Annotated in this window: 10 protein-coding genes; 4 read left to right on the plus strand and 6 right to left on the minus strand. The window is 72.3% G+C overall.

What is annotated here, in order from left to right:
* Positions 1 to 22 precede the first annotated feature (22 nt).
* The 3 genes from B0I32_RS01190 (at position 23) to B0I32_RS01200 (ending at position 4,494) form a co-directional block, all read left to right on the plus strand.
* The gene (locus tag B0I32_RS01190; protein WP_106234165.1) at positions 23 to 796 is read left to right on the plus strand and encodes a sugar phosphate isomerase/epimerase family protein; all 774 of its coding nucleotides are present in this window, start codon (positions 23 to 25) and stop codon (positions 794 to 796) included.
* 124 nt (positions 797 to 920) lie between these two features.
* Positions 921 to 1,841 (plus strand): alkaline phosphatase family protein, encoded by a 921-nt coding sequence (locus tag B0I32_RS01195; RefSeq protein ID WP_106234167.1) that lies wholly within the window; start codon positions 921 to 923, stop codon positions 1,839 to 1,841.
* Positions 1,842 to 1,917: 76 nt separating this feature from the next.
* Entirely contained in the window at positions 1,918 to 4,494 is a 2,577-nt protein-coding gene (locus B0I32_RS01200; RefSeq protein ID WP_106234168.1) for a PEP/pyruvate-binding domain-containing protein, read from the plus strand.
* A 139-nt stretch (positions 4,495 to 4,633) separates the two neighbouring features.
* Here the strand turns inward: B0I32_RS01200 and B0I32_RS01205 are convergent, their stop codons facing one another.
* The 5 genes from B0I32_RS01205 to B0I32_RS01225 all read right to left on the minus strand — a co-directional run bounded on the left by B0I32_RS01205 (position 4,634) and on the right by B0I32_RS01225 (position 9,789).
* Complete coding sequence (locus B0I32_RS01205) at positions 4,634 to 5,500, minus strand: sugar phosphate isomerase/epimerase family protein (protein WP_106234170.1); 867 nt, start codon at positions 5,498 to 5,500, stop codon at positions 4,634 to 4,636.
* A complete protein-coding gene (locus tag B0I32_RS01210) occupies positions 5,497 to 6,660 on the minus strand; it encodes a dihydrodipicolinate synthase family protein (protein ID WP_106234171.1) in 1,164 nt (387 codons plus the stop codon). Before B0I32_RS01210 ends, B0I32_RS01205 begins: the two co-directional genes overlap by 4 nt.
* Positions 6,657 to 7,802 carry a Gfo/Idh/MocA family protein gene (locus B0I32_RS01215; RefSeq protein ID WP_106234173.1) on the minus strand — a complete coding sequence of 382 codons (1,146 nt, stop codon included), beginning with the start codon at positions 7,800 to 7,802 and terminating at the stop codon, positions 6,657 to 6,659. The genes B0I32_RS01210 and B0I32_RS01215 overlap by 4 nt, the downstream gene beginning before the upstream one ends.
* 118 nt (positions 7,803 to 7,920) lie before the next feature.
* Positions 7,921 to 9,147, minus strand: coding sequence for a ribonuclease D (locus tag B0I32_RS01220; RefSeq protein WP_106234174.1), 1,227 nt, complete (start codon positions 9,145 to 9,147; stop codon positions 7,921 to 7,923).
* Between the two features lie 45 nt (positions 9,148 to 9,192).
* The gene (locus B0I32_RS01225; protein WP_106234176.1) at positions 9,193 to 9,789 is read right to left on the minus strand and encodes a DUF3000 domain-containing protein; all 597 of its coding nucleotides are present in this window, start codon (positions 9,787 to 9,789) and stop codon (positions 9,193 to 9,195) included.
* Positions 9,790 to 10,387: 598 nt separating this feature from the next.
* Here B0I32_RS01225 and hemE point away from each other — a divergent pair.
* Positions 10,388 to 11,416, plus strand: a complete 1,029-nt coding sequence (gene hemE / locus B0I32_RS01235) for a uroporphyrinogen decarboxylase (RefSeq protein WP_106234180.1) — start codon at positions 10,388 to 10,390, stop codon at positions 11,414 to 11,416.
* Positions 11,417 to 11,432: 16 nt separating this feature from the next.
* Here hemE and B0I32_RS01240 read toward each other — a convergent pair whose 3' ends face one another.
* Positions 11,433 to 12,542: a DUF4349 domain-containing protein gene (locus B0I32_RS01240; RefSeq protein WP_106234182.1), complete on the minus strand. Its 1,110-nt coding sequence runs from the start codon at positions 12,540 to 12,542 to the stop codon at positions 11,433 to 11,435.
* Positions 12,543 to 12,663 lie beyond the last annotated feature (121 nt).

Consider the following 12,663-nt stretch of genomic DNA (forward strand, 5'->3'; position numbering starts at 1 on the left):
CTGGGGTGATGGGGAGGATGTTGTGAGGCTGGCGGTCAGCACGCTGGGGATGCCCGGCGAAGGGCTGGACCGGGCGATCGAGATCGCGACCGGGCACGGCTGTCAGGGGCTGGAGCTGCGGCTGCATCCCGACACCGGCGTGCACGCGGGGCTCGGCCCAGGGGAGCGGGCCTCGGTACGGGAACGGGTCGAGGCGGCGGGGCTGGAGATCTCCGCACTGGCCGGATATGTCGGCATCTGTGAGCCGGGGCCGGACGAGCCGGTGATCGAGGCGCTCCTCGCCGACCTGCGGCTGGCCGCCGACCTCGGCGCGCCCGGTGTGCGGGTGTTCCCGCGCGGCGACGATCCGGCCGTCGGCGCCCGGCGGCTCAAGGCGGTCGCGGGACCCGCCGGCGACCTGGGCCGCCGTGTGCTCGTCGAGACGCACGACAGCATGGCGACCGGCGCCGCCGTGGCCGGGTTGCTCGCGGCGGCGGACTGTCCCGGGGCCACCGGCGCGCTCTGGGATCTGCTCCACCCGTGGCGGAACGGCGAGCCGCCGGCCCGGTCGCTGGCCGAGCTGGCGCCGTACCTGTCGTACGTGCAGATCAAGGACGCCGTCTCGGCGCGGGACACCACGCCGGTGCCCCTGTGGACCGGATCGGTGCCGCTGGACGAGGCGGGCGCCCTCCTGCGCGAGGCCGGCTTCGACGGCTGGGTGTCGCTGGAGTGGGAGCGGACGTGGTATCCGCAGGTCGCGCCGGTCGAGGAGATCCTGCCGGGCGCCGCGGAATGGGTACGTCGCTTCGCCTCCTGAAGGCCGAGGGGGTATGTCGCATCGCCCCTGACTTCCGCGCTTCTCCGCAGCGCACCGCTGTCGGAGGCCGCCGTTCGGTGCGGGGCGCATCCGTTTTGAGGGGGATGGGCGCTTAGATGGAGTTATGTCCCCATTCTCTGGCAAGGTGCTCGTCGTCGGCATGGACGGTCTCCGCTACGACCGGCTCATGGAGCTGCCCGCGCCCACTCTGAAGGCGCTCATGTCCACCGGTGCGTACGGCACCAGCCTCCTCCCCTACGGCGAGGCCGGCACACCGCGCACCGAATCACCCGGCGAGGTCGTGCCCAAGGCCCCCGAGCCGGGTGACGGCGGCCGGGTGATCCGGTCGCGTACCGACTCGGGCCCCGGCTGGTCGTCCATCGCCACCGGCGTCTGGCCCGACAAACACGGCGTCGTGGACAACGGCTTCGCAAGCCCCCAGTTCACGAAATATCCGGACTTCTTGACTCGGGGGAAGCTGGCCCGCCCCACCCTCGCCACCGCCGCCCTCTTCTCCTGGGCCGCCCTCGCCGAGCACGGCGCCTTCGGCCCGGCCATCGATCACCGCCTGGCCCTCGACGGGTACGCCATCGGCTGGGCCCTGGCCGACAAGCAGGTCACCGAGGCCGCCGAACGCCTGCTGAACACCGGTGACCCGGACGCCATGTTCGTCTACCTCGGCGACACCGACGAGGTGGCCCACGACCTCGGCCCCCACTGCCCCGAGTACGCCGCCGCGCTGGAGGCCCAGGACGCCTACCTGGCCCGCCTGCTCGCCGCGATCCGGGCGCGGCCGGCGTACCCGGACGAGCGCTGGACCGTGCTGGTCACCACCGACCACGGGCACGTGGACGCGGGCGGCCACGGCGGCACCTCCGACGAGGAGCGCACGGTCTTCGTGATCGCCAACCGGCTGGGCGAGGACCTGGGCGGAAGCCCGCTGCGGCAGCCGCGGCTGGTGGACGTGACCCCGACGGTCCTCGCGGCACTCGGCGTGGACCTCGACCCGGCATGGGATCTGGACGGCTCGCCCTTGGACGTGTGATTCATCAAGTGTTGAATTCTCTGCCGGGCTGGGCGACACTGGACACAACCGACGCAGAACCGGCAGGGAGCATTCGATGAAGACGGCTCTGGACTTCTCCGAGATCCACGCGGGCATGCTCGCCGAGGTGGGTGGCAAGGCGGCCAACCTCGGCGAGCTGACCAGGGCGGGGCTGCCCGTGCCGCCCGGCTGGGTGCTGACGACGGAGGCGTACCGCCAGGTCGCGCTGGACCTCGAGACCAGCGGCGAGGACCTGGCCGCGCGGGCCAGGCGGCACCTCCTCCAGGCGCCGGTCCCGGACGACGTGCGCGAGGAGATCCTCAAGGCCTACGCCGCGCTCGGCGACGACGTGCCCGTGGCGGTGCGCTCCTCCGCCACCGCCGAGGACCTGCCGTTCGCCAGCTTCGCCGGCCAGCAGGACACCTTCCTCAACGTGGTGGGAGGGGCGGCGGTGGTGGACGCCGTCCGCCGCTGCTGGGCCTCGCTGTGGACCGACCGCGCGGTGGCCTACCGCGAGTCCAACGGCATCGACCACGCCGCCGTCCGGCTCGCGGTGGTCGTCCAGGCGATGGTGGACGCGCGGGTGGCGGGCGTGATGTTCACCGCCAACCCGGTCACGGGCCGGAGGCACGAGGCCGTGATCGACGCCAGCCCTGGACTCGGCGAGGCCGTCGTCTCCGGCGCCGTCAACCCCGACCGCTTCCTCGTCTTCGACGGGCGGATCCTCGAACGCCACGCGGGGGACAAGCGGCTGGTCATCCGCTCCCTGCCGGGCGGCGGCACCGAGCGGGTCGAGACCGCGTACGACGGGCTCTGCCTCACCGACGACGAGGTGCTCCGGCTCGCCGAGCTGGGCAACCGCGTCGAGAAGCACTACGGCTCGCCGCAGGACACCGAGTGGGCCCTCGACGACGACGGACGGCTCTGGCTCACCCAGGCCAGGCCCATCACCACGCTCTACCCGCTGCCCGAGCGGCCCCGGCCGGGCCTGCGGGTCTACTTCTCCGTCAACGTCGCCCAGGGCGTCATGGGCCCGCTCACCCCGATGGGGCAGGCCGCGTTCCGGGTGATCAGCGCGGGTGGCGCGGGCCTGGCCGGGCACGCGCCCGCCGACCCCCTCGACGGCGCCGCCTTCATGACGAGCTCGGGGGAGCGCATGTGGATCGACCTCACCACCGCCGTACGCTCCCGCAACGGCCGCGCCATCCTGCCCCGCGCGCTGACGCTGGGGGAGGCCCGCGCGGTGCCCGTGATGGAGCGGCTGTTCGAGGACCCGCGCCTGTCCCTGGCGGACTCCTCCCGCCGTCCCTTCCTGCGCGGTCTGGCCCGTTTCATCAGGAACGTGCGCCTGCCGTCCCGCGTCCTGACCGCGCTCACCAGCCCCAGGCGGGCGCTGGCCCTGACGGTCCGGCTCGGTGAGGAGCTCGACCGGCGGCTGCGGGTGCCCGCCTCCGCCACCCCGGCACAGCGCCTCGACCACGCCGAACGCGTGCTCGTCCGCACGTTCCCGCTGATCATCTCGGTCATGCCGCTCGCGATCACCGGGTACGGCCTGTTCGCGCTGGCGTCCAAGCTGTCCGGCGTGCCGACCAACGAGATGGGCGACGTCCTGCGCAGCGTGCCGCACAACCCGACCACGGAGATGGACCTCGAACTGTGGCGACTGGCCACGCGGGTCGAGCCGGAGCCGTTCAAGGAGCTGACGGTGGCCGAGCTGGTCCGCCGCTACCAGGAGGAACGCCTGCCGCCGGTCGCCCAGCGCGAGATCACCGCCTTCCTCGCCACGTACGGCCACCGCGGCGTCGCCGAGATCGACCTGGGCGTGCCGCGATGGTCGGAGGAGCCCGCCCACATCCTCGGTGTGCTGGCCAACTACCTGCGCATGGACGGCGACCCCGACCTCGCGCCCGCCGCGCAGTTCGCCAGGGGCGAGCGGGAGGCGCGCGCGGCCATCGCCCACGTGGCGGCGCGGGCGCGGCTCAAGGGACGCTGGCGCGCCGCCGTCGTGCGCTTCGGGCTCGGACGCACCCGCAGGTACGCCGGGTTGCGCGAACTGCCCAAGTTCTACCTGGTCAAGACCCTGGCGGCGATCCGGCGCAGCCTGCTCGTGGTCGGGGAGCACCTGGTGGCGCGCGGGGTGCTGGACGCGGCCGGCGACGTGTTCTTCCTCGACCTGCGCGAGACGCGGGCCGCGCTGAGCTCGTCCGCCGACCTGCGGGAGCTGGTGGCGCGGCGGCGGGAGACGTACGAGCGGGAGCGGCGGCGCCGGCACGTGCCCCGGGTGCTGCTGTCCGACGGCACGGAACCCGAGAGCCTGGCCCAGCCGGCCGCGGACGGCGCGCTGACCGGCACGCCCGCCTCGGCGGGCACGGTCACCGGCGTGGCCAGGGTCGTGCTCGACCCGATCGGCGCGCACCTGGAGCCGGGCGAGATCCTGGTCTGCCCCTCGACGGACCCCGGCTGGACCCCGCTGTTCCTGACCGCGGGCGGCCTGGTGATGGAGATGGGCGGCGCGATGTCGCACGGGTCGGTGGTGGCCAGGGAGTACGGCATCCCGGCCGTCGTCGGCGTGGCCGACGCCACCCACCGCATCACCTCGGGCCAGGAGATCACCGTCGACGGCGCCGCCGGCACGGTCACACTCCCGTCCTAGCGACCGGCCTGGCGACCATCCCGGCGACGGCCTGACGACCGGCCTGACGACCGGCCTGGCGACCGGTCTGGGGCGCCCGCGACGGCGCCGCCCGTCGCCGGGACGGTCCCGCTCGCGTACCGCACCGGAGTGACGCGGGTCAAGGGAGCACGACGTCCGTGTAGCGGGTCTTCATCGTGGCCACGACCTCGTCGGGGTCGGCCGCCCAGACGTCGGCGTTGAAGATCTCCACCTCGACGTCGCCGGTGTATCCGGCGGCCAGCACCGCCTCCGTGATCGGCCGGAAGTCGATCACGCCGTCACCCATCATGCCCCGGCCGAGCAGCACGTCCTCGGGCAGCGGATGCAGGTAGTCGCACACCTGGAAACTGGCGATCCGGCGGCCGGCCCGGGCGATGTCCTCGAACAGCCTCGGGTCCCACCACACGTGGAAGGTGTCCACCACCACGCCGACCTGCTCCTCGGGGAAGGGCAGGCTCAGCTCCAGCGCCTGACCCAGCGTGGACAGCACGGCGCGGTCCGGGCAGTAGATCGGATGCAGCGGCTCCAGGGCCAGCCTGACCCCGCACTCACCCGCGTAGGGGGCCAGCTCCGCCAGCGCCTCGGCCACCCGCTCCCTGGCCCCGGCCAGATCGCGGGTGAACCCGGTCGCGGGCAGCGCCTCGCCGGGTCGCACTCCCGGCAGACCGCCCACCACCAGCACGAGACAGGACGCCCCGAGCTCCGCCGCCTCGTCGACGGCCCGCCGGTTGTCCTCCAGCGCCCGGGCGAAAGCCCTCTTTCCCTCCTCACCGGGCAGTCCGCCCCCGGTGAGAAAGCCGCCACGGCACAGCGACGAGACCCGCAGCCCGGCCGAGCGGAGCAGTTTGACGCTCTCCGAGAGGCCCTGCTCGGCGACCTTCTCCCGCCACAGCCCGATCGCGGGAAGGTCGTGCCGCACGCACCCGTCCACGGCCTCGGCCAAGGACCACCGCCTGGTCGTCCACTGGTTCAGCGACAGGCTCACAGGCCGTTCACCTCCAGCAGCGCCTTCATCCGGCGCACGGCGAGCTCCTGGTCGGTCAGCAACCCGGCCTGGTCGGCCAGGCGGAACACCTCCGACAGGTGCCGCAGCGAGCGGGCCGACTGGGCGCCGTTCACCATGGCGAACGCGTCCTGGTGGCCGTTCAGCCAGGCCAGGAAGACGATGCCGGTCTTGTAGTTGTACGTGGGAGCCTCGAAGATCTTGCGCGACAGCGGCACCGTCGGGGCGAGGATCTCCTCGTACGCGGCCAGCGCCCGTTCCCGCTCCGCCTCGTCACCGGCCTGCGCCGAGTCGAGCTCCCGCAGCGCCGCCGCCGCGGCCGGGGCGATGGCGTCGAAGATGCCGAGCAGCGCGTGCGAGCCCGACCTGATCAGTGACGGGTAGTTGAAGTCGTCGCCCGTGTACAGCTTGACGCCCTCGGGCAGCGCGGCGCGCAACCCGATCTCGTGCTCCTCGTCCAGCAGCGACACCTTCACGCCGTCCACCGTCGCGGCGTGGGCGTGGATCAGTTCGAGGAACGCGTCCGTGGCCGCCGCCACGTCGCGCGAGCCCCAGTAGCCGGCCAGGTTCGGATCGAACATCTCGCCCAGCCAGTGCAGGATCACCGGGCGGTCGGTCAGGCCGAACAGCTTGCCGTACACCTGGTGGTAGTCGGCCGGGCCCGAGGCCGCCCGCGCGAGCTGGCGGGAGGCCATGACGATCACGCCGGCGCCCGCCGACTGCACGGTCTCGATCTGCTCGGCGTACGCGGCGGTGATGGTGTTCAGGTCGGCCGCGCCGGGCGCGTGGTCGGTGCCCGCGCCGCAGGACACCAGCGCCGCCGGGTCGCCGTACGCGCGGGCCTCCTCGGCGCTGCGCCGGATGAGCTCCTTGGTGGCCGGCCAGTCCAGGCCCATGTTGCGCTGGGCGGTGTCCATGGCGTCGGCGACGCGCAGGCCGTGGGACCACAGGTGGCGGCGGAAGCGCAGCGTCGCCTCCCAGTCCACGGCCGCGGGGGAGCCGGGCGTGTTGTCGCCCAGCGGGTCGGCCACGACGTGGGCGGCGGCGTACACGATGCGGCTGGAGGCGGGCGTCGCGACGACCGGCCAGCTCACCGGCTCTCTCAGCGTGTACGCGCCGACGTCAGGCAGGTCGATCCTCACAGCTGCGGCACCTCGATCCTGCGGCCCTCGGCGTTCGAACGCAGGCCCAGCTCGGCGAGCTGCACCCCGCGGGCGCCCGAGGCGAAGTCGTTCGGGAAGGGCGCGTCCTCCAGCACGTGGCGGATGAACGCCTCCCACTGGATCTTGAAACCGTTGTCGAACTCGGCGTTGTCCGGCACCTCCTGCCAGCCGTCCCGGAAGCGGGCCGTGGCCGGCAGGTCGGGGTTCCAGACGGGCTTCGGGGTGGCCGAGCGGTGCTGGGCGCGGCAGTTGCGCAGGCCCGCCACCGCGCTGCCGTGCGTCCCGTCCACCTGGAACTCGACCAGCTCGTCGCGGTTGACGCGAACCGCCCAGGAGGAGTTGATCTGGGCGACGATGCCGCCTTCAAGGTCGAAGATCCCGTACGCGGCGTCGTCCGCGGTCGCCTGGTACGTGACGCCCTGCTCGTCCACCCGCTCCGGGATGTGCGTCACGGCCTGGGCGTAGACGGACCTGACCCGGCCGAACAGGTTCTCCAGCACGTAGTGCCAGTGCGGGAACATGTCGAGCACGATGCCGCCGCCGTCCTCGGCGCGGTAGTTCCAGGACGGGCGCTGGGCCTCCTGCCAGTCGCCCTCGAACACCCAGTAGCCGAACTCGCCGCGCACCGACAGGATCCGGCCGAAGAAGCCGCCGTCGATCAGCCGCTTCAGCTTGAGCAGGCCGGGGAGGAAGAGCTTGTCCTGCACCACGCCGTTCTTGACGCCCTTGGCCGCGGCGGCCTCGGCCAGCGCGAGCGCCTCCTGCGTCGACTCGGCCGTCGGCTTCTCGGCGTAGATGTGCTTGCCCGCCTCGATGGCCTTCAGCACGGCCTTCACCCGGGCGCTGGTGACCTGGGCGTCGAAGTAGATCAGGTTGTCGTCGGCGGCGAGGGCCGCGTCGAGGTCAGTGGTGAAATCCGGAATATCATGCTTTGTAGCGATATCAGAAAGCTTGTCGGCATTGCGGCCGACCAGTACGGGCCTGAGCTTGACCCTGGAACCGTCCGAGAGCGTGACGCCGCCCTGCTCGTTGATGGCCAGAACCGAACGGACCAGATGCTGGCGGTAGCCCATCCGCCCGGTGACGCCGTTCATCACGACCCCGATGGTGCGCACGCTCATGAGGTTCCCTTCACATGGAAAGCGCTTTCCCGAACGGTACGGCCGGGCCACCGAGGGCGTCAAGTGGCGCGAACCTCAGGTGGACCTCGACCGTGGGTGAGTGCACCCGATGCCGAGCTTAGGACCCGCCGCGTACCTCCAGCCTGGCCAGGGCCTTGGCGATGGGGTGGGCGGCGAGGGAGAGCTGCCACTCGCGGGCGCCGAGCTCGCGCAGCCGGGCGGTCACGCTCTCGTCGGTGATGTCGGCGGGCGGCTCCCAGGTGAGCCTGCGGACGGCGTCGGGCTGCAGCAGGTTCTCCGTGGGCATGTGGTGCTCGTCGGCCAGCGCCGAGACCACCGCGCGGGCCGCGGCCAGGCGCTTGGCGGCGGCCGGGTCGCGGTCGGCCCAGCGGTTGGGCGGGGGCGGGCCGTCGCCGGGCGTGCTGGGCTGGGGGAGCTGGTGGTCGGGCAGGTTTCTGGCCCTGGCCACGGCGGCCAGCCAGTCGTTCATGTGCCGGCGGGCACTTCGCCCGGTGAATGCTGAAATTTCGGTCAATGCCTTCTTCGTACGCGGCCCCTCCAGCGCGGCGGCGACGATCGCGGAGTCCGGCAGCACCCGGCCCGGCGCCAGGTCGGCCTCGCGGGCGATCTGGTCGCGCATGGTCCACAACTCCCGCACGATGGCCAGAGCCCGGACGTTGCGTACCTTGTGGATGCCCGACGTGCGCCGCCACGGGTCGGAGCGGGGCACCGGCGGCGGAGTGTCGAGCACGGCGGCGAACTCCTCGCGCGCCCACTCCAGCTTGCCCGACTCCGCCAGCTCACCGTGGAGCACGTCACGCAGCTCGACCAGCACTTCCACGTCGAGTGCCGCGTAGCGCAGCCAGTCTTCGGGCAGCGGCCTGGTGGACCAGTCGGCCGCCGAGTGGCCCTTCTCCAGCCGCAGCCCGAGCACGGTCTCGACCATCGTGCCGAGGCCGACCCGCTCATAGCCGAGCAGCCGGCCCGCGAGCTCGGTGTCGAACATCTCGCGCGGTTTGAACCCCACCTCCATCAGGCAGGGCAGGTCCTGTGACGCGGCGTGCAGCACGATCTCGGCCTCCGCCACCGCCTGATCGAGCGCCGACAGGTCGGGGCAGCCGATCGGGTCGATGAGCGCGGTGCCGGCGCCGGAACGGCGCAGCTGCACGAGGTAGGCGCGGTTGCCGTAGCGGTAGCCGGAGGCGCGCTCGGCGTCGACCGCGACCGGGCCGGTGCCCGCGGCGAAGCGCGCCACGACCTCGTCCAGCCCGGCGGCGTCGGCGACGACGGGGGGGATGCCCTCGCGCGGCTCCAGCAGTGGCTCTACTGTGCGTTCTTCTGTCATGAGTTCACCGACCTCATGACGCGGGTGCTGTCTTGACTGGTGCCCTCACTTCGTTCGGTCACTCTCCGGATCATCACGTCGGCGGGGCAGGGCGGCCACGTCGGGCGGGAGCGGCGGCATGCCCGCGGCCACGCACATGAGGTCGCACCAGGCGGCGACGTGGCCGGACAGATCCTCCTGCGCGGGTGACCACGACGCCCGCAGCTCAAGCTCGGTCGTGACCGGGTCCTCGGCCTTGTTGCCGAACCCCTCGGAAACGGCTCTTGTCACCGTACCGCCAGCGGCGGAGTAGTCGGCTTGATGCGCGTCGAGAGCTTCGGTCAGCCAGCTCCACGCGACCGGCCCGAGCAGCGGGTCGGAGGTGATCTCCGGCTCCATGTCGGCCCTGACGTAGGCCACCAGCCGGAACGGCCCCTCCCATCCGCGCTGGCCGTCGGGGTCGTAGAGCAGGATCAGCCGGCCGACCGCGAGCTCGTCGTCGTCACGGTAGACCGACGCGCCGATGGCCGCTGAGTAGGGGGCCAGCCGCTGCGGCGCGGGCAGGTCCTCCAGCTCGATCTCCGGCCGCACCTCGGTCTGCCGCAGGCTCGCCGCGGCGCGCGAGAACGCGGCGGGCGGCGGCGGCTGGTCACCGAGCGTCATAGCCGAAGCGTAGGTCGAAGACGGACGGAAGGGGACCACGGGGGTGCTCATCCTTCGTGATCAAGCCGCTGCCGTAACCAGCTGGCGTGCCGGGCGGGTGGACTCCACGGTGCCGAGCGTGATCGCGTGGCCGCAGTCGAGGCACGCCCACTCGGGGCACTCGCCGGGCTCGTGACCGTCGAGGCACGGCGGCTGCTCGAAAGGCCGCTCGTCGGCGCAGGCGGGGCAGCGTTCACTGCGGCGCTCTGGGGAACTCCACAACGCGGTCATCGCATGAGTCATCGAACCGGGGCCTTTCTTCGGGTCGTGGCTCCGACGTTGGCACGAGCCGCTGACAATTCCCCGCAACGCGCTCGGCGTGTCCCGAAAGTGGTCGCTGAATCGGTGCCGCGCGGTGGCTTGGGCAACATTTGGCCCAGTCGAGACCGGCTCTCTGGGCGGGCATGGGGTGTGTTCGACCCGTGTGCGCTGCCGATGCCGAGCAGACCGGTAAACCTTCATCTGACTATCTGATCATGATTTGGGGTGTCCAATGCATCTTTTTCCGACACCTCGCGCCGGTGTCGTGACCGGCCACCGCGCATGGCACCCTTGTCTGGTGAACCTCGCCGACTCCGCCTTCCTGCGTGCCTGCCACCGCCGGCCCGTCCCCCACACCCCTGTCTGGTACATGCGTCAGGCCGGGCGGTCGCTGCCGGAATACCACAAGGTCCGCGCGGGCGTCCCGATGCTCACCGCGTGCGCGACGCCCGACCTCATCGTCGAGATCACCATGCAGCCGGTCCGCCGCCTCGGCGTCGACGCGGCCGTCTTCTTCAGTGACATCGTGGTGCCGCTCAAGGCCATCGGCATCGACCTCGACATCAAGCCGGGCGTCGGCCCGGTCGTGGCCGACCCGATCCGCGACGCCAAGGGCATCGACGCGCTGCGCCCGCTGGAGCCCGGCGACGTCCCCTACGTCACCGAGGCCGTCCAGGCGCTGACCGGCGAGCTCGGCGCCACCCCGCTCATCGGCTTCGCCGGCGCGCCGTTCACGCTCGGCTCCTACCTGATCGAGGGCGGCCCCTCCAAGAACCACGACCGCACCAAGGCCATGATGTACGGCGCCCCCGAGCTGTGGCACGCGCTCATGGACCGGCTGACCGGCATCGTCCTCGAACACCTGCGCATCCAGGTCGCCGCCGGAGCCTCGGCCGTGCAGCTCTTCGACTCCTGGGTGGGGGCGGTCGCGCCCGACGACTACCGCGAGTTCATCCTGCCCTACACCCGGCGCATCTTCGAGGGCGTCACCGGCGTGCCGCGGATCCACTTCGGCGTGGGCACGGGCGAGCTGCTCGGCGTGCTCGGCGAGGCCGGGCCCGACGTCGTGGGCGTCGACTGGCGGGTGCCGCTCGACGAGGCCGCCCGCCGGGTGGGGCCGGGCAAGGCGCTGCAGGGCAACCTGGACCCGGCGATCCTGCTGGCGCCGTGGGAGGTGGTCGAGCGCAAGGCGCGCGAGGTGCTGCGGCGGGGTGAGGCGGCCGAGGGGCACGTGTTCAACCTGGGCCACGGCGTGCTGCCCTCGACCGATCCCGACCAGCTCAAGCGCCTCACCGACCTCGTCCACGAGCACACCCCCACCGGCTGAGCGTCCCTCAGGCCGGTCAGGCCTCGACGGCTTCCTTGCCCGATCCGGTTTCGCCAGGGCCCGGGTTCGCGGGAGCGGGCCCGGTGGGAGCGGACGCTGTGGGAGCGGACGCTGTGGGAGCGGACCCTCCTGGAGCGGACCCTGCCGGAGCGGGGCCTGTCGGGCGGCCCGCGGAGGAGGATGACGCCGGGCCGGCCGGGGGAGCGGGGCGCCGGGCGCGGTCACGCCGTATGCGCCAGACCAGCAGCGCGATCAGCGGCGACGAGAAGAGCAGCCACGGCAGCAGCGCCCCGATCACGGTCAGCGCGACCTTCGTGAACGACACCAGCGCGTCCCACCCGGACTTCAGCCCGCCGAGGAACCCGGCCGGCTCCTCCGCCGGATCCACCACCTCGGCCACCGGGCCCACCAGCTGCAGGCTGAGCGTGGCCATCGAGACCTGCGCGGCCAGCTCCTTCTGCTGCGCCTGCAACGACTCCAGGTCGGCCTCGCGCGTGGCGATCTCCCGCTCGACCTGCAGCACCTGGCCGATCGTGTCCGCCTTCTTCAGCAGCGTGCGCAGCGACTCCAGGGACTCGCTCGCCGACTTCAGCCGGCTCTCGACGTCGGCCACCTTCAGCGTGACGTCCTCGGTGCCCTGGTGCATCGACAGCTGCTTGCCCAGCTCCTTGCCGAACCGGCCCACGACCTCGGCGTACTTCGCCGGAGGGACCTTGAACTCCAGCGTGGCGGAGTCCTCGGTCTGGCTGGCCGAGCTCGTCTGCTCCTGCGACAGGTAGCCGCCGGCGGCGGTGACGATCTGCTTGGCCTGCTGGACGGCCGTGCTCACCTGCTTGGCCCGTACGGTCATGTTCCCCGTGTAGATGACCTGCCGGTCCTGCCGGGTCACCTTGACGTCGCCGGCCGCGCCGGCCTGCCCCTCCTGCCGCCGGCCCGCATCCTCCTGCACGCCGCCGTCCTGGGCGTCGGCGTCCTGGGGAGCGGCCTGGGGGGCGTCCTGGGACCGGACGAACTCCCTGGAAGGCGCGCCGGCCGAGCTGGATTCGCCGCCCGCGCCCCCGCACCCGCTCAAGGCCAGGGCCGCGCAGGCCGCCGATAACGCGATGCCGTACCGGATTCTCCTCATGCCCTAATGACGAGCCTTACGCGGACTCGGTTTGACCAACCCCATCACGTTCCGGTCACTGTGTTTGATGGCCTTCACTCCGCGAAGGCGGGCTCGGTCGCCAGATGCCGTCGCTTTCCCC

This window comes from Nonomuraea fuscirosea (assembly GCF_003001935.1).
GTDB classification, from domain to species: Bacteria; Actinomycetota; Actinomycetes; order Streptosporangiales; family Streptosporangiaceae; genus Nonomuraea; species Nonomuraea fuscirosea.

Excerpts from the sequence above, each read along its gene's own strand:
- B0I32_RS01200 (WP_106234168.1), top strand. The coding sequence starts at position 1,918 with ATGAAGACGGCTCTGGACTTCTCCGAGATCCACGCGGGCATGCTCGCC.
- B0I32_RS01220 (WP_106234174.1), bottom strand. The coding sequence starts at position 9,147 with ATGACAGAAGAACGCACAGTAGAGCCACTGCTGGAGCCGCGCGAGGGC.
- B0I32_RS01215 (WP_106234173.1), bottom strand. The coding sequence starts at position 7,802 with ATGAGCGTGCGCACCATCGGGGTCGTGATGAACGGCGTCACCGGGCGG.
- B0I32_RS01225 (WP_106234176.1), bottom strand. The coding sequence starts at position 9,789 with ATGACGCTCGGTGACCAGCCGCCGCCGCCCGCCGCGTTCTCGCGCGCC.
- B0I32_RS01195 (WP_106234167.1), top strand. The coding sequence starts at position 921 with ATGTCCCCATTCTCTGGCAAGGTGCTCGTCGTCGGCATGGACGGTCTC.
- B0I32_RS01240 (WP_106234182.1), bottom strand. The coding sequence starts at position 12,542 with ATGAGGAGAATCCGGTACGGCATCGCGTTATCGGCGGCCTGCGCGGCC.